Here is a 16,354-nt window from a genome sequence, read left to right on the forward strand (position 1 = left end):
CATTATTACCAATCACATCGGCATCGCATTGAAAAAACTCGCGATAACGCCCTTTTTGTGGTCTGTCGGCACGCCAAACAGGCTGAATTTGATAACGCTTAAAAGGAAAGCTAATTTCATTTTGATGCTGCACCACAAAGCGAGCAAAAGGTACCGTTAAATCGTAACGCAATCCTTTTTCACTAATTTTAGCGGTTAACTTTTGGCTATTCTTTTGTACCAATTCCTCGTTAGAAGTCTTGCTAAGAAAGTCGCCTGAATTCAAAATTTTAAACAAAAGCTTATCCCCTTCTTCCCCGTACTTTCCCATCAAAGTAGAAAGGTTTTCCATTGCCGGAGTTTCTATAGGCTGATAACCAAAACGGATAAAATGCTTCTTAATCGTATCGAAAATATAGTTTCTTTTCAGCATTTCTGCTGGAGAAAAGTCGCGGGTTCCTTTAGGTATAGAAGGTTTTTGAACAGCCATAATGAGTTAATTTTTACGTGCACAAAGATAGAAAGAAAATACTTGTGGTAGAGGCTATTTTTCTATTGAAAATCTATCCCAATCTAAACCTACCGTAAATTTCTCACGAAAATCGTTTAAGGTTTTCTTTGAAAGAGAAAGCGTTTCTGTGTATTCGGTATTTGATGCATGTTTAATCAGCTTCTTTCCTTTGGCATCGTAGATATTGGAATCACCAGCATGAGCTAAGCCATTCCCGTCTTCGCCAATACGATTAACACCAATTACATAAGCTTGATTTTCGATGGCGCGAGCTTTTAATAAACTCATCCAAGGATCGCGGCGAGAGGCAGGCCAGTTGGCGATATAAATCAACAAATCAAAATCATATTTGCCATCAAAATAATTGTTTTTCGCCCAAACAGGGAAGCGTAAATCATAACAAACCAAGGGTTTTATTTTCCATCCTTTCAAATTTACTATCAGACTTTTTGTTCCGCCCGTAAATTTTTGGTGCTCGCCACCCATACTGAATAAATGGCGCTTATCGTATTGCTGAAAGCTACCATTAGGATTTACCCAAAGCAAACGGTTATAAAATTTATTTTTTTCTTTAATGATCAGGCTTCCGCAGATTACGGCTTGCTTTTCATAGGCTTGTTTTTGCATCCACCGCATGCTTTTGCCCGACATAGTTTCGGCAACATCTTCTGGCTCTACAACAAAGCCCGTATTGAACATCTCAGGCAAAACAATCAAATCAACAGCCTCATTAATTTGATTAATATCGTAAGCAAAACTTGCTAAATTGGCGGCTACATCTTTCCAAACCAAATCGGATTGGATAATACTCACTTTTAAATCTTGCATAATATCTCCGCTGCTTTATCAAGGGTTTCTTGGCTTTTCGCAAAACAAAAACGCAATATTTTATTGTCCTCTTTTTTCTGATAAAAAGCTGAAACGGGAATACTGGCCAAGCCAAATTCAGTTATTAATCGCGTGGCAAAATCCATCTCTTTTTCATCAGAAATTGCAGAATAATCGAGCAATTGAAAGTAGGTTCCGTAAGAGGGAATAATTTTAAATCGAGATTCCTTCACTCTTTCAACAAAGTAATCACGCTTTTGCTGGTAGAATTCGCCCAAATGCAAATAATTTTCAGGGTCAGTCATATAATCTGCTAAAGCGTGCTGAATAGGTGTATTTACGGCAAAAACATTAAATTGATGTGCTTTTCTAAACTCTTTCATCAGATTATCCGGAGCCAAAACAAAGCCCATTTTCCAACCTGTGGCGTGAAAAGTTTTTCCAAAACTACCAACCACAATACTTCTTTCAGCAAGTTCAGGATAGGCACATACGCTTTCGTGTTTTTTCTTATCGAAAATAATATGCTCATACACCTCATCACTCAAAATAATGATATCTGTATTTTTTGTAATTCTTTGCAAATTAAGCATATCTTCATTACTCAAAACGCTTCCACTTGGATTATGAGGTGTATTGATAACTATCATTTTGGTACGATGGGTTATCATCCGTGCCACCTCTTGCCAATCGATATGGTAATCGGGCAAACGAAGCTGGGCGTATTTAACTACCCCACCATTTAAACGAACAGCAGGACCGTAAGAATCGTAAGCGGGCTCAAAAATAATCACTTCGTCTTCTTCGCGAATAAATGCAGCAATAGCTGTAAATAAAGCTTGTGTAGCACCTGCTGTAACCGTAACTTCACTATCGACATTGTATTCTATTCCATAGGTTTTATGTGCTTTAGCAGCAATTTGCTCACGAAAAACAGCAACGCCAGGCATTGGAGCATATTGATTTAATCCCGCTTTCATCTTCTGATGAATTGAAGAAATTAGCTTTTCTGAAACAGGAAAATCAGGAAAACCCTGTGATAAATTTATCGCTTTATGTTGATTAGCCAAGCCTGACATGACAGCAAAAATAGACGTTTCTATCCCAGGTAATTTTGAAATTATATTGCCATTAAACTTATTCATCAGCGTTCTTTTACGTGAAAATTTACATCAAAACTAAACCCTAAAAAACCAAACACATCAAGTTTTCAAGAATTAATAGCATTCAAAAATACATAAATAGAACAAATATCATTACAGAATTTAACAGATAAAGGCATCTGGTTTAGATGTAAGAATAAAAAAACACCCACAAGCAACATAAAATATTAATATTCAGATGTTTACAATTAATTAAGCTTAGGTTTTTAAATTAATAAACTTAGCGGCTTGGCGACTTAGCGAGAAAAAATATCACGCAAAGGTGCGAAGACGCAGAGAAAAAGGATTAATTGAATAGCTTTTGCATTTACCCTGTAAATTTATATGTTTTATGAAATCAATATTGTTTAGACGATTCCTCGGCTCTGCTCGGAATCAGTTCGACTTATTTATTTTGAAACAAAACCAATGTCTCAAGAATTAAAAAGAAACTCTACCTTTGTAAAAATACTCAACCGATGTCGAAACTTTATTTAGTCCCCACACCTATTGGCAACCTCGAAGATATTACACTTCGGGCTATACGGGTTTTAAAAGAAGTGGATTTGATATTGGCAGAAGATACACGCACTAGTGGAAAGCTGCTAAAACACTTAGAAATTTCAAAGAAACTAAGCTCCTACCATATTCATAACGAGCATAAAACGGTGGATTATCTTGTCGATAGAATACTTTCGGGAGAAACAATGGCTTTGATTAGTGATGCAGGGACTCCCGCTATTTCTGATCCTGGATTTTTATTGGTTCGCGAATGCATTAAAAATAATATTGAAGTGGATTGCCTCCCCGGTCCAACTGCTTTTGTTCCTGCTTTGGTGAACTCCGGTTTGCCTAATGATCGTTTTCATTTTGAAGGATTTTTACCACATAAAAAAGGACGGCAAACACGATTGATTGCTTTGGCAGAAAATCCATTTACAACGGTTTATTATGAATCGCCACATCGCTTGGTTAAAAGCTTGAAGCAATTTGCTGAGTTTTTTGGAGAAGATCGTCAAGCCAGCGTGTCTAGAGAGCTAACAAAAATGTACGAAGAAACCGTCAGGGGAACATTGGTGGAATTGCACCAGCATTTCGAGAAAAAAACCGTAAAAGGTGAAATAGTATTGGTAATAGCAGGAAAACAAAATTAACCTTTTACCAATTCAAAAACCGTAATTTCCGGAGGACAATTATAGCGAAGCGGTATGCCGGAAACACCACAGCCGGAAGATGTATAACCTTTCATTTTACCCTTTTCCCAAAATCCCTTAATAAAAGCACTACCTTCTGATTGATGAGAAATTAAGGCTTTCCCACCCGGAAGACAAATTTGTCCGCCATGCGTATGCCCACACAAATACAAATCATAGTCATTTTCGGCAGCAATATCTGCCAATTCAGAAGTATGAACTAAAGCAATTTTAAAGCCTTCTTCGGGAGTAAAAGCCATTAAACTAGCGTCGGTATAATAAGAAAATGGATCATCAGTACCGCTGATAATTATTTTATCGCTCCCTCTTTTTAATTCTACTGTTTCATTAATTAACAAGCGCATTCTGCTTTCTTCTTCATAGTTTGCCATTAAATAGGTATCGTGATTGCCCAAAATAGCCAAAGGATCAAATTCGGCCTGAATATGCTCTGAAATATTCTTAATGGACTTTAAAATATGAGTAAAAACACCGCTACTTGCCTGACGATAATCACCAGTAAGTACGCAAAGATCAAAATCTACTTTTTTAATACGTTCAATAATAGCATCATCTAAACCTTTAACGCTATCGATATGTAAATCGGATAAATGAAGCACTTTAAAACCATCAAAAGCAGAAGGAAGATTAGGAAAAACTATACGATGTTTAATGATTTTTATTTTGAAAACATTCTCTAAACCCCTGCGATAAAGTCCAAAGATTTTCAAGCTTAGGACAAACAAGCTTAAAATTCGAGTAAATAAATTCCAATGACTTTTGCTTTTTTGGCCATGTCTTTTATACTTAAAATTATCCATTTCTAAAACCGATCGGGTAACAGCCCACACCTGTCTTTGATTTTTTTCTTTTTCGCTTAACGGATAATACATTATTTATTTTTCTATCAAAAAGCTGCCAATCTTATCCCAATATCCTTTTTCTAAATGGCAATTGGAATGACCTCGTCCGGGGATTTCCCAAAGCTCAGCTTTTGGTTGTGCTTTTTTTAATTTATGTCCTTGTTCCAAAGGTACAACTTTATCTTTAGTTCCATGAATCAATAAGAAATCTGCTTTTGCTTTTGCAATATTATTTACCGGTGCAATACTATCAAAATCAAGTTTTGTACGCCACTTAACAAGTTTAAAAAATAACCATATTAAAGGATAATATGGAATGTGTCTATCAGATATTTGCTTACGCATTACGGCTAACGGATGAGCAAAACCACCAACGGTTACTACTTTTTTAATACTATCATTACGACTGGCAGCTAAAATAGAAGCTGCTCCTCCAATAGATAAACCTATTAGTGATATCTCTTTGTTTTTTTGTTCTTCGTCACTTAATATGTAAGCAATTGCAGATTCGATATCTTCAGCAAACTTTAACATTGTCATAGGTCCATCATTATGACTATTTCCATGTCCTCTTGCATCAAAAGCTAACATATTGAAACCTCGACAGCATAATTTGCGCAGATAAGGAGACATTCTTTCTATATTTTTTCCCCATCCGTGAACCAAAATTAAGATTGGAAAATCGGGATTTGAAATTGTTTTCCAAGCAAAGATATTTTCTCCTTTTATAGAAGGAAAAGTTACCTCTTGTATTTTTAAGCCTAAATCGTTTGGGATTTTATTGTGAGGATTATCAGGGTTTTTAAATCCCCTAACCATCAGAAATAAAAGCAAAGCTGAAATAACGATTAAAAATAAAAAAATGTAGAAAAATAACATGGAATCAAATTTAAGAAGCAAAGCTATAAAACCGAATCAAAGTATAATCCTAAAAAGACTTATGAAGTTACCATTTCTGCTTCTTTATTAAAGCGAACAATATTAGGGTTTGGCATATCGCTGGAAACTTTACCATCAATTAAACGAATAATTCTATGACAATATTTAGCAATATCCTCTTCGTGAGTAACAATAATTACCGTATTTCCTTCGGCATGAATTTCTTCAAAAAGACCCATAATTTCTACAGACGTTTTTGAATCAAGATTACCTGTAGGCTCATCGGCAAGAATAATAGAAGGTTTGTTTACCAAGGCTCTGGCAATAGCCACTCTTTGGCGCTGACCACCTGACAATTCGTTTGGACGGTGATCCATACGATCGGATAAATGCACATGACCTAAGGTTTTTGTCGCCATTTTTACTCGCTCTTTTTTTGAATATCCTGCATAAATCAGGGGAAGCATTACATTCTCCAAAGCTGTAGAACGAGGGAGTAAATTAAAGGTTTGGAAAACAAATCCTATTTCGCGATTACGGATTTCGGCTAATTCATTATCCAGCATTTTGCTAACATCCTGACCGGCTAAAAAATATTCGCCGTGAGTAGGTGTATCCAAACAACCTAAAATATTCATTAAAGTGGATTTTCCCGAACCGGAAGGTCCCATTAATGCTACATATTCGTTTTTATAAATATCGACACTAATACTGCGAATTGCTTTTACTAACTGCGTACCAACTTGATAGTGTTTTGCAATATCTTTAATAGATATAACTTTTTCTTGCATAATTATGGTGTTTGTAAGGGGTTCAAAAATAGGCATAATTCTTTAAAATATACATAATACCAAAAATGTATCAAACTTATCAATCAATTGGAAACATAATTGGTATAATATTAAAATCGCAATTGAAAATCCTGTTTGCTGGATTCCTTTCTAAAAAAAAGTATTCCGATAAAAAATAAATCCATACTAACACTTATTTGTTTTTCTTCAAGCAGACTTTCCCATTTACTAATCGCAGTCTTGGACGCATATATATGCGGAATGATTACAAAACTTTCGTTATTAATTAATGGGAGCAATTTATTGATTAATGTTTTTTGATTATCTATTAGCGATTTAGATAAAATAATCAAATCGAAAGTTATTGGTTTTAAAGGTATTGTATTTGTATCTTGAGCAAAGAAAAGATTACTTTTATCATATAAAATAGTATTCCAAGCATTCACAACTTCCTTCTCATCCGACAGTATAAGCGTATTGGCGGGTTTTAAATATTGTAATATTGCTAAAATAATTCGATTCTCTTTTTTACTAAATCCATTTGGATTCTTTAAAATAAAATCAACTCGTTTAATTATCGCCTTAACTGAAATATAAAAGTTAAATACAAATGGAGAGTGTAGTCCGTGAGCATTTTTTGCTTGCCAATAAAATTTTATTTTTTCTTTTATTTTAAACCAAGACATTCTATTCAATTAATTTAGATAAGTATATTTTTAATCTAAGACGTCTGCAAAATTACCTTAAAAGATAGTATTAAAAAAAGAGGATTACCACATAGCATCCTCTTCTATAATAATAATATTTTTTTCTTTTAGGCATGTATTTCTACAAATTTACGCTCTAAAAAATGAATGAGTTTTTGATAAGCCTCCGACTCGGTATTCCAATCATATTTGTGCTTTATAGTACTTATGTATTGCATGGCCTCCTCAAAGCGTTTAAAATTATTTAGGGCATAGATTACATCTTCGTAGACTTGTGAATTTCCACTAAAAAGTTCATTTATAAAATAGAATTTGTCGTTAATACCAATAGCCGATTTCAGATTCTCAATACGTGTATTGCTTAACTTATTTACTAAACTTTTATCTGTGTTTTTTTGAGCAATAGATTCATTTACGGAAAAAATTTCATCCTCAAATTGAAGTAATAGGCTAGGGTTTGATTTTTCTACTTCTTTAGCTTCTTTTTTATCTTCCAAATCTGATTCTTCAAATTCATTAACAACATCTTCTTCTAAAGCGTTTATTTCTTCCAACAAATCATCTGTAATTTTCTCATAATCAACAATTTCATTAGAAGATGGCGTTTCTTCAACAGCTTCCTTTTCGTTTTTTTCTTGAGGTTTTTCTAATATAACTTCCTCTACTATTGATGCTGTTTCTTTTTTCGGCTCAACATCAGATACTTCCGTATTGCTTTCTTTAACAGTTTCAACATCCTCAAAATATCTCTGCTTATTTAAATGATCAACGCTTTCGTAAAGTCGCCGTATTGTTGCTTTAATAATATCAATTTCAATTTGAGGTACTCTAACCTCATTTTCTTTTATTGTTTCAATTTGTTCATTAAGTTCATTTAAAACAATTTCCATTTCTTCTAAAGCAGTATCTAGTTTCATCGTCAGCTTAATTTATACCTCAATTTTATTTGTTATTCTTTTGTTGGATTCTTTGCGAACTTCCTTACTTTTGCTTTAATAAACAATAGCCTAAACAGCAGTTTAAATATAGAAAGAAAAAAAGGCATCTTTTATTGCCTCTTATATTTTTGTTAAAAATTATTTGTTAATAAATGTTTTTAGAAATCACTGACAACCACCAGCCTAGAAAAGGTTGGGTAGAAGTAATCTGCGGCTCTATGTTTTCGGGTAAAACTGAAGAATTAATCCGCCGACTTAATAGGGCAAAAATTGCTAAACAAAAAGTTGAAATTTTTAAACCTGCAATTGATACGCGTTATGATGATGAAGATGTTGTTTCGCATAACGAAAATAGTATTCAAAGTTCGCCGGTTGAAAGTGCCGAACAAATATTATTATTAGCTAATGATGTTTCTGTTGTTGGGATTGATGAGGCACAATTTTTTGATAATCAGCTTGTTTCTGTTTGCAACCAATTAGCCGATAGAGGAATTCGTGTAATAGTTGCCGGTTTAGATATGGATTTTAAAGGCGTTCCATTTGGTCCAATTCCACACCTTCTTGCTACTGCCGAATACGTAACAAAAGTTCATGCTATTTGTATGCGCTGCGGTAATCTTGCTCAGTATTCACATCGGACTATTAAAGGTGATGATTTGGTTGTTTTGGGTGAAACCGAAAGCTACGAGCCTCTTTGTCGCTCTTGCTATAATAAAATAAAAGCCGTCGAATAATCTTTCGACTAAACACCATTATTTTTTCGAACTTTTTTATTTATTTTTCGAACTTTTTTTTAGAAACTTCTAAAATATAGTTAAAAAATTTTGTCCTTAGTTAAAAAAGCCGCAAATTCGCCGCCATAAATTCAATGGAAATTATGTCTAAAATAAATGCTGCTTTAACTGGAATTCACGCTTACGTTCCCGACTATATTTTAACAAATGAAGAACTTTCCACCATGGTGGATACCAACGACGAATGGATACAATCTCGTACAGGAATAAAAGAAAGACACATTTTAAAAGGCGAAGGAAAAGGAACTTCAATATTGGGTACTGAAGCCGTACTCGGTCTTTTAAAGAAAACAAATACTAAGGCAGAAGAAGTAGATCTTATTATTTGCGCCACTGTAACACCGGATATGTTATTTCCTGCCACCAGTAATATTATAGCCTATAACACAGGCTGTATTAACGCTTTTGCTTTTGACAGTAATGCAGCATGTTCCGGCTTTTTGTTTGCTCTTCAAACAGCTCGTATGTATGTTGAATCCGGACAATATAAAAAAGTTATAGTAGTTGGAGCCGATAAAATGTCGTCGATAGTTGATTATACCGATCGTAAAAACTGTATTTTATTTGGTGATGCCGGTGGTGCTGTTATGTTAGAGCCAACAACAGAGGATATTGGAATTATTGATGCCGACTTGCATACCGATGGTTCGGGTAAAGATTTTTTATATCAAAAAGCCGGTGGCTCTGCTTATCCTCCAACACAAGAAACAGTTGCTAATCGCGAACATTTTATTTTTCAAGAAGGACAATCGGTATTCAAATTTGCCGTTTCGCGTATGGCGGATGTATCTGCTGATATGATGAATAAACATAATATTAAACCCGAGGAATTAGCTTGGTTAGTTCCTCATCAGGCCAATTTACGTATTATTGATGCTACTGCTCGCCGGATGGGAATTAGAAAAGAGCAGGTAATGATAAATATTCAGAAATACGGAAATACTACCGATGCCACTATTCCATTATGTTTACACGACTGGGAAAGCCAATTAAAAAAGGGAGATAATATTATCCTTTCTGCTTTTGGTGGCGGCTTCACCTGGGGAGCTATTTATATAAAATGGGCATACGACGGTGATAAAGTAAAAAAGATATCGTAAACCTTGCTTAAAACTGTAAATATTATCTAAATCCTATTCAACTTATAAAATACAAGTCTGCATTTTTCTGAATGTGGACTTCTTTGCATTGCGGACTTCTGTTTAGAATAGCACAATACCCTACTTATAAAAAAAGAGACCGGCTAAAATAGCCAGTCTCTTTTGAAATTTAATAAATTAAGAACTATTATCTCTTAACTTTTGGTAGTTCAACCACTTGAGTAACTCTTTTCTTTCCGCTAAGTACAACATCAGCAGTAAAATAAGGAGTTGGAAGATAAGCAGGAGAATAGGTTGCACCTAATCCTTTTTCATCACCAGGATAATAAATATCATAAATAATGATCATAGTTGGACTATCACCACAATTTGTCCATTTACCACTTCCTTCAATTTCATACTGATAATTATCACCATCCCAAACGGTAGTAAATATATACTGTCTAGGAATAGTTAATAAACCATTACCGGCGATATTTACTTTAGCAGTACCATCGGCTACAATGGGTTCTCCCCACCAGTTTGCCATAAAGTCAAAGGCTAAACCATAAACATCAAGGCTTACACCATCATCATTTAATGTAGCGGTAAATCCAGTTCCGTACCAAGCATCAGTACCTGTCCAAGTACCTACTAAGTCAGCAGCACCATTTTCAAGAGGACAAAACTCAATACGTTTTAGGTTATAATTAATTTGAGTACCGGCAGGATTTGGACTATTATGTGTTCCTGCATCCATATTCAATACTAATTTTAGAGTTTCACCAACAGGCATATTAGCTGCTATTGTACTAAATGTAACCGAACCTGAGGTTTTCCCTGCAGGAATAGTAATACTATTAGCCGACATAGTATACATACTAGCGTCTATTGTATTAGAAGCATCTACAGTCAAATCAACAGTAATATCTGCATTTTGTGGCGCTCCCATTAAAGCAACAGCTATAGTGGTCTCGATTTCAATTAAATCACCATCTACTGTAACACCGGTTTCCATTGTCTGAGACGCATTTACAAATTGCAAATAATAGGTTGCGTTAGCATCAGGAGCACTAGGGTTAGACTCAAAGAATGTTTCTTTGTCGCATGACGTAAGTAAAACGCCTGTGGCAATAAAAACAAACAACAATTTAAATATATTTTTCATAATTTTCTTGTTTTAATGATTAACAATTTATTGGTCCCACCATAATTTATCACTAATAATTACTGAAGGAACATTTGCTCCATTATAAGTAATTTCGTCTTGAGCATATGGGAAGCGGGTAGGAATATTTGGAAGCACACCAACAGGATTAGGAGTAAGAACAGGCAATCCGGTTCTTCTATAATCTGCATAAGGTTGATTAGTACCAAATGTAGCTATATACTTTTGAGTCATAATCATATCAAGAGTTACCGGAACGCCTAAAATATTTCCCGCTAACCAAGCCGCATTAGCTTCACCTGTAACTTTAAGTACAGAAGCTGATACGGCAGCTTCATAAGCATCTTGAGCAGCAGCAGTATTTCCTAACATAAGATTAGCTTCAGCTTCAATAAATTTAAGCTCAGCATAAGACATTAAAACAGATGGAGCATCTAAAGCAGCAATATAAGATCCTGGCCAAGAGCAATTCTCAACTTCCGAACCAATTACACTACCTACATAATCACCTTCATATTCAGCAACGAAGAAAGGTAAACGTGGATCATCATCAGCTTTTAACATATCAACAAATGTAGCACCCATACGGATGTCCGTACGTTCGTCCATAAATTGCCAAATAGGATTTTTATTATCTGCATTCCAAGGCACTTCATAATCATCATCATTTGAAGTAAATCCATTAGCAGCAGCTTCAAGAGCAGCGGTATAAGCAGCATTTCCATTTACAGCTGACAATTGTAAAGCATGACGAGCTTTAATTGAATAAGCAGCTTTTTTCCATTTGTCAACATCACCACCATAAATTACATCTCCGGAAACAGCAATAGCATTAGTTGCTGAACTAAGATTTGCAATAGCTTGGTCGAGTGTTGAGTTAATAGTAGCATAAATAGTTTCTTGAGAATCAAAAGCTGGAGTTAGTATATTTTCATCACCACTAAAGCCTTCACTAAAAGGCATATCTCCAAAAACATCGGTTGCAATACCTAAAGTTGTTGCGGTAATTACTTGAGCAACACCGGCAAAATGAGGAGAAGCAGCATCTCCATCTGTACCCTCTGCTTTAGCAATAAGCACTTTTGAATTCATAAATATTTCAGTATACATTGAATTCCAAAGATTATTAACTCCGGAAGGCAGTAATGTATATTTTGCCTGAGTGTAAGATTGACGTACAACACCATCGAAATGCTGTGTCCACATATTGGTAACACGAACAATATCATTACCTGTCATATTATAGCCCATGGCTTGTTCTATAGCTGGCAACATCAATTTCATTGGCACATCTGCAGGAGCATCAGGATCAATGTTAATCTCTGTGTCGATCCACTTATCACAAGAGGATAGAACTAGGACAAAAACAAAAGCTAATCCTACTCCTTTAAAAATATTATATATGTATTTTTTCATAATGTATTAATTTTTTAAGGTTAATTAAAAGGTTACTCTTAAACCAAACATATAAGTTTTTGCACCTGGGTTATTGAAGTAATCCATACCTTGACCATTACTTGCACCCTGAAGGTTAGTTTCAGGATCTATGCCAGCATAAGGGGTAAAGAGTAACAAATTCTTACCTGTAAAGTAGAGTTGAGCCTTTTTAATAAATATATTCTTAACAGGAAGATTATAACTTAAAGTAATATCTCTTAATCTTAACCAGTCAGCTTCTTGCATAGCAGCAATAGATGGACCTCCACCAAAATTACTACCATTTCCTGTAAACCATTTTTGGTCTAAAACAACAGGAGTAACGTTAGTAGTACCTGATCCAACAGGATTACCATCTTCATCTAAATGACCATAAACACCATCAAAAACTACAATATTTTCAGCAGGAGTTAAATCAAAATCTATAGTTCCTTCGGGAGTATAATATACTTCACGATTTTCTGTTGCAGCACTTACTCCAAAATAATTCATTGCAAATCCTGTACCATTGTATAGCATACCACCTTTTTTGATATCCCACATAAAACTTAAACTAACATCTTTATAAGTAAATGTATTAGTAATGTTAGCAGTCCAATCAGGAAGAGTGTTTCCAATAGGTACCATAGAACGAGTGTCTGTCCAAGGATATCCATCGCGGAAATTATCCGTTGGATCGTCATTAATCAGGATATTTCCATTAGCATCTCTATACCAATCGTTTCCAAAAATACTTCCATAAGAAGAACCGGCAACTGCACGTACTTGAGGTACGGTGAAACCACCTAAGAAAAGGTTATCAACGCCTTCAGCCAATTCAATAACTGTATTAGTCATTTTTGTAAAGTTTGCTATTACATCCCATTTGAAACTTCCTGTTTTAGCAACAGTAGCATCCAGGCTAAGTTCAATACCTTTAGATTCCATAGTAGCAGCATTCATAAACATAGATGTAAATCCTGTTGAAGCAGCAATTGGAACACTCATTAAAAGATCTTTATTTAAGTTGTCAAAATATGAAACATCTATTCCTATTCTATTATTGAATAAACGAGCATCCATACCAACTTCCCAAGAATCCATAGTTTCATGTTTTAGATCTGGATTACCTAATCCTGAGCCAAGAGCAAAACCAGCATTACCCATATAAGGGAAACCAACACCACCGGTCCATCCATCACCTGTTCCTGCAGAATAGAAATAATTAGATGTATTATAAGCACCTGCAATATTTGCTGTACGAGCTGCAGAAGCTCTTAATTTACCATAGGATAGAATATCGTTTCCTTTAAGTGCTTCAAGTTCTGTAAAAACAAAACCTAAACTTACAGAAGGATAAAAAGCAGATAAATTATCTTCAGGCATAGTTGTTGACCAATCGTTACGTCCTGTAATACCTAAATAAATCATATTCATATAAGCTATATGTACATCTGCAAAAACAGCCATAGTACGATAATTAGACATACCTGCACTAGTGGTATTTGTTGAAGTATTAGATAATTGATAGAATTCAGGAATTTCTAATCCATCAGCATCACCAAATAAATAACGGCTATATGAAGAATAGAAGTTATTTCCAAGGGTTACTTTTATATTTAAATTCTCATTAATATCCTTTTGGAAATTCAATAAAAGGTCAGAGTTAAATATTCCAGAATAATTCATGTATTCTCCTAAATAACCAGAAGGAGCTCCTCTTGAATAAATATCAAAGCGATCAATGTATCTTCTATTGTACCAGTCAACACCAGCAGTATATGATAAACTAAACATATCGTTAAAACGAACATTTAAGCTTCCATTACCCGTAAAACGGTTAATATTTTCATCAAAAGCAATATTATTAGCAGTCCAATATGGATTATCATAACCACCACCATTACGATAGTTACGTTGTGTTCCATCAGGAAATTGATATCCGGCACTATTATCAAAAGTTGTTGCAGTTCTTAATAAACCCAACATAATACCTGAAACGTTAGATCCTTTTTGGATTTGATGAGCTACAGAATTTGTATATGCAAAGTCTGTTCCTAAAGTTACTTTTTCATGTAATTTAGTTGTTGCATTTAAACGTAAGGTTGTTCTTCCAAAATGGTTATTTGGAATAATACCATCTTGCTCTAAATTAGATAAAGAAAAGTAATAACTTCCTTTTTCATTTCCATTAGAAACACTTAAACTATTGTTTGTAGAAATTCCTGTTTGAAAGAATTCAAACGGATCATAATATTGAGCAGGCATACCATTTCCTGTTCCTTTAGGAACTAATCTACCGTATGGATCCCATTTGTAATCAGTATCACCATCATATTCAAGATCGGCGATAGGAGCACCCCATGATTGGGAATATCCACCTATCCAATTTCCTTGACTACCTTGAGAATAAGTTGTTTGACGTTCTGGTAATTGAGAAACAACATCAAAACCAACAGAAGTATTGAATTCTATTTTTCTAGCATCCAATTTTCTACCGGATTTTGTTGTAATAACCAAAGCACCGTTAGCAGCACGAACTCCATAAAGAGCAGTTGCAGCACCACCTTTAAGAACGGTGATAGACTCAATATCTTCAGGGTTTAAGTCGATAGAACGACTGGAAGTAGTAACACCATCTACACCACCGGCACCACCGCCAGACATGATAGGCATACCATTAACAACAAACAAAGGTTCATTATTACCTGTAATAGAAGCAGCACCACGAATTACAATACGTGTAGAAGCTCCGGCATCACCGGCAGAACTAGTAATTTGAACACCAGAAGTTCTACCTGCTAAACTGTTCACAACATCAGCATTTGGCTTACTGGCAATTACATCGGCGTTTACTGTCTGAACATTATAGCCCAACTCTTTTTTCTCTCTAGAAATACCGATTGCTGTAACCACCACTTCATCAAGTGCTAAAGCAGATGGTTGTAAAACAACGTTTATTATGCTTTGGCCGGTAAATGGAACAGTTTGCTTTTCCATACCCACAAAAGAGAAGATAAGAGCTGTAGTACCATCTGGAACAGACAAAACGAATTTACCGTCCATATCAGTAGTTGTTCCAAGGCTAGTACCTTCAATAACCACTGATACTCCGGGAAGAGTACTTCCATCGTCAGCACTGGTAACAGTACCTGAAACAGAAGTTTGTGCATTAGCTAGATTTAGACTTGTAATAAAAAACAAGCCCATTAGCCAAATTGTCAATTTTCTCATAATTTCAAAAATTTGATTAGTAATAAAATTAAAAATTCCCATATAATAAAAATGCTGATTTCTACTTATTTAACCAGCTCATTTTATTCATAACTTGTTCAAAAACGAACACTTTTATTTATTTACGACCGCTTTAGAACAATCAAAGATAAAAAAACTTTTAAATCTTAACATCTATTAACAAATAAAATATTTTTAATTATTAAGTAATAACGCAAAAGCGGGCTTAAAAAGTGATATTATACTGTTTTTAGTAAAATAAGAAATGGTCTATAATTTAAGCTTATTTTTTGAAATTTATGCTTCTCTCTATATATAAAAAGGAACCCTTGTGGAGTTCCTTATAGTTGGTGGAGAATATCGGAATCGAATCCCGTGGCTCTCGAATCTGCGATCCATTATAGCCACGTGGACACTAGAAAAATTACGGAATCTTCCGATTCCTATTTTTCGGTGCCGATGAGCTTTTGAAAATGCTGTGTCTTAATAAATTGATATAGACGCTTTGTAGAATGCAAATTCTTGAGCTTTCTTTCTAGTTTTATCGCTTCACTTCTGCTTTCAACTTCTTTACTAGCAAATAAAATCCAAGGGCGAAACTTCTTTGTATAGCCTGAGTAACCTTTGTTGTGGCATTCCAAGCGCTTACTCAAGTCTTGCGTTTGACCGTAATAAAAACGCCCATCTAAGTCAGATTTTAATATGTAAACAAAATATTGCATAACAAAAAAAGGAACCCTTGTGGAGTTCCTTATAGTTGGTGGAGAATATCGGAATCGAATCCCTCAACTCTTGAATCTGCGATTCATCAGAGTTGTGAGGACACTAGAAA

At 34.8% G+C, this 16,354-nt stretch carries 15 protein-coding genes; 3 read left to right on the top strand and 12 right to left on the bottom strand.

What is annotated here, in order from left to right; all coding sequences use genetic code 11:
* The 3 genes from J7K39_11725 to J7K39_11735 form a co-directional block, all read right to left on the bottom strand.
* The coding region (locus J7K39_11725; GenBank protein MCD6180561.1) for an ATP phosphoribosyltransferase regulatory subunit at positions 1 to 469 on the bottom strand (469 nt) is incomplete at its 3' end.
* A gap of 54 nt (positions 470 to 523) precedes the next feature.
* Complete coding sequence (locus J7K39_11730) at positions 524 to 1,318, bottom strand: amidohydrolase (GenBank protein MCD6180562.1); 795 nt, start codon at positions 1,316 to 1,318, stop codon at positions 524 to 526.
* Positions 1,306 to 2,463 (bottom strand): methionine aminotransferase, encoded by a 1,158-nt coding sequence (locus tag J7K39_11735; protein ID MCD6180563.1) that lies wholly within the window; start codon positions 2,461 to 2,463, stop codon positions 1,306 to 1,308. The genes J7K39_11730 and J7K39_11735 overlap by 13 nt, the downstream gene beginning before the upstream one ends.
* A gap of 476 nt (positions 2,464 to 2,939) precedes the next feature.
* On the opposite strand from J7K39_11735, the gene rsmI reads away from it, so the two are divergent.
* Complete coding sequence (rsmI, locus tag J7K39_11740) at positions 2,940 to 3,614, top strand: 16S rRNA (cytidine(1402)-2'-O)-methyltransferase (GenBank protein ID MCD6180564.1); 675 nt, start codon at positions 2,940 to 2,942, stop codon at positions 3,612 to 3,614.
* Here rsmI and J7K39_11745 read toward each other — a convergent pair.
* From J7K39_11745 to J7K39_11765, 5 genes are all read right to left on the bottom strand, one after another.
* Positions 3,611 to 4,546, bottom strand: a complete 936-nt coding sequence (locus J7K39_11745; GenBank protein MCD6180565.1) for a metallophosphoesterase family protein — start codon at positions 4,544 to 4,546, stop codon at positions 3,611 to 3,613. The genes rsmI and J7K39_11745 overlap by 4 nt on opposite strands.
* Before the next feature lie 3 nt (positions 4,547 to 4,549).
* Positions 4,550 to 5,395, bottom strand: a complete 846-nt coding sequence (locus J7K39_11750; GenBank protein MCD6180566.1) for an alpha/beta hydrolase — start codon at positions 5,393 to 5,395, stop codon at positions 4,550 to 4,552.
* Between the two features lie 59 nt (positions 5,396 to 5,454).
* On the bottom strand, positions 5,455 to 6,186 hold the full coding sequence (locus J7K39_11755) for an ABC transporter ATP-binding protein (GenBank protein MCD6180567.1): 732 nt from the start codon (positions 6,184 to 6,186) through the stop codon (positions 5,455 to 5,457).
* 110 nt (positions 6,187 to 6,296) lie between these two features.
* Positions 6,297 to 6,872: a hypothetical protein gene (locus tag J7K39_11760; protein ID MCD6180568.1), complete on the bottom strand. Its 576-nt coding sequence runs from the start codon at positions 6,870 to 6,872 to the stop codon at positions 6,297 to 6,299.
* A gap of 128 nt (positions 6,873 to 7,000) precedes the next feature.
* Positions 7,001 to 7,810, bottom strand: coding sequence for a hypothetical protein (locus J7K39_11765; protein MCD6180569.1), 810 nt, complete (start codon positions 7,808 to 7,810; stop codon positions 7,001 to 7,003).
* Between the two features lie 173 nt (positions 7,811 to 7,983).
* Here J7K39_11765 and J7K39_11770 point away from each other — a divergent pair, with 173 nt between their 5' ends.
* Both J7K39_11770 and J7K39_11775 read left to right on the top strand, forming a co-directional pair.
* On the top strand, positions 7,984 to 8,565 hold the full coding sequence (locus tag J7K39_11770; GenBank protein MCD6180570.1) for a thymidine kinase: 582 nt from the start codon (positions 7,984 to 7,986) through the stop codon (positions 8,563 to 8,565).
* Positions 8,566 to 8,708: 143 nt separating this feature from the next.
* Positions 8,709 to 9,725 (top strand): ketoacyl-ACP synthase III, encoded by a 1,017-nt coding sequence (locus J7K39_11775; protein ID MCD6180571.1) that lies wholly within the window; start codon positions 8,709 to 8,711, stop codon positions 9,723 to 9,725.
* Positions 9,726 to 9,912: 187 nt separating this feature from the next.
* On the opposite strand, the gene J7K39_11780 is transcribed toward J7K39_11775, so the two are convergent.
* The 4 genes from J7K39_11780 to J7K39_11795 form a co-directional block, all read right to left on the bottom strand.
* On the bottom strand, positions 9,913 to 10,872 hold the full coding sequence (locus tag J7K39_11780) for a DUF1735 domain-containing protein (GenBank protein ID MCD6180572.1): 960 nt from the start codon (positions 10,870 to 10,872) through the stop codon (positions 9,913 to 9,915).
* A 27-nt stretch (positions 10,873 to 10,899) separates the two neighbouring features.
* Entirely contained in the window at positions 10,900 to 12,288 is a 1,389-nt protein-coding gene (locus tag J7K39_11785; protein ID MCD6180573.1) for a SusD/RagB family nutrient-binding outer membrane lipoprotein, read from the bottom strand.
* 24 nt (positions 12,289 to 12,312) lie between these two features.
* Positions 12,313 to 15,522: a SusC/RagA family TonB-linked outer membrane protein gene (locus J7K39_11790; GenBank protein MCD6180574.1), complete on the bottom strand. Its 3,210-nt coding sequence runs from the start codon at positions 15,520 to 15,522 to the stop codon at positions 12,313 to 12,315.
* Positions 15,523 to 15,965: 443 nt separating this feature from the next.
* On the bottom strand, positions 15,966 to 16,244 hold the full coding sequence (locus J7K39_11795) for a GIY-YIG nuclease family protein (protein MCD6180575.1): 279 nt from the start codon (positions 16,242 to 16,244) through the stop codon (positions 15,966 to 15,968).
* Positions 16,245 to 16,354: the final 110 nt, after the last annotated feature.

Source organism: Bacteroidales bacterium, assembly GCA_021157585.1.
GTDB lineage: Bacteria > Bacteroidota > Bacteroidia > Bacteroidales > UBA12170 > UBA12170.

Excerpts from the sequence above, each read along its gene's own strand:
- J7K39_11730 (MCD6180562.1), bottom strand. The coding sequence starts at position 1,318 with ATGCAAGATTTAAAAGTGAGTATTATCCAATCCGATTTGGTTTGGAAA.
- J7K39_11735 (MCD6180563.1), bottom strand. The coding sequence starts at position 2,463 with ATGAATAAGTTTAATGGCAATATAATTTCAAAATTACCTGGGATAGAA.
- rsmI (MCD6180564.1), top strand. The coding sequence starts at position 2,940 with ATGTCGAAACTTTATTTAGTCCCCACACCTATTGGCAACCTCGAAGAT.
- J7K39_11745 (MCD6180565.1), bottom strand. The coding sequence starts at position 4,546 with ATGTATTATCCGTTAAGCGAAAAAGAAAAAAATCAAAGACAGGTGTGG.
- J7K39_11750 (MCD6180566.1), bottom strand. The coding sequence starts at position 5,395 with ATGTTATTTTTCTACATTTTTTTATTTTTAATCGTTATTTCAGCTTTG.
- J7K39_11755 (MCD6180567.1), bottom strand. The coding sequence starts at position 6,186 with ATGCAAGAAAAAGTTATATCTATTAAAGATATTGCAAAACACTATCAA.
- J7K39_11760 (MCD6180568.1), bottom strand. The coding sequence starts at position 6,872 with ATGTCTTGGTTTAAAATAAAAGAAAAAATAAAATTTTATTGGCAAGCA.
- J7K39_11765 (MCD6180569.1), bottom strand. The coding sequence starts at position 7,810 with ATGAAACTAGATACTGCTTTAGAAGAAATGGAAATTGTTTTAAATGAA.
- J7K39_11770 (MCD6180570.1), top strand. The coding sequence starts at position 7,984 with ATGTTTTTAGAAATCACTGACAACCACCAGCCTAGAAAAGGTTGGGTA.
- J7K39_11775 (MCD6180571.1), top strand. The coding sequence starts at position 8,709 with ATGTCTAAAATAAATGCTGCTTTAACTGGAATTCACGCTTACGTTCCC.
- J7K39_11780 (MCD6180572.1), bottom strand. The coding sequence starts at position 10,872 with ATGAAAAATATATTTAAATTGTTGTTTGTTTTTATTGCCACAGGCGTT.
- J7K39_11785 (MCD6180573.1), bottom strand. The coding sequence starts at position 12,288 with ATGAAAAAATACATATATAATATTTTTAAAGGAGTAGGATTAGCTTTT.
- J7K39_11790 (MCD6180574.1), bottom strand. The coding sequence starts at position 15,522 with ATGAGAAAATTGACAATTTGGCTAATGGGCTTGTTTTTTATTACAAGT.
- J7K39_11795 (MCD6180575.1), bottom strand. The coding sequence starts at position 16,244 with ATGCAATATTTTGTTTACATATTAAAATCTGACTTAGATGGGCGTTTT.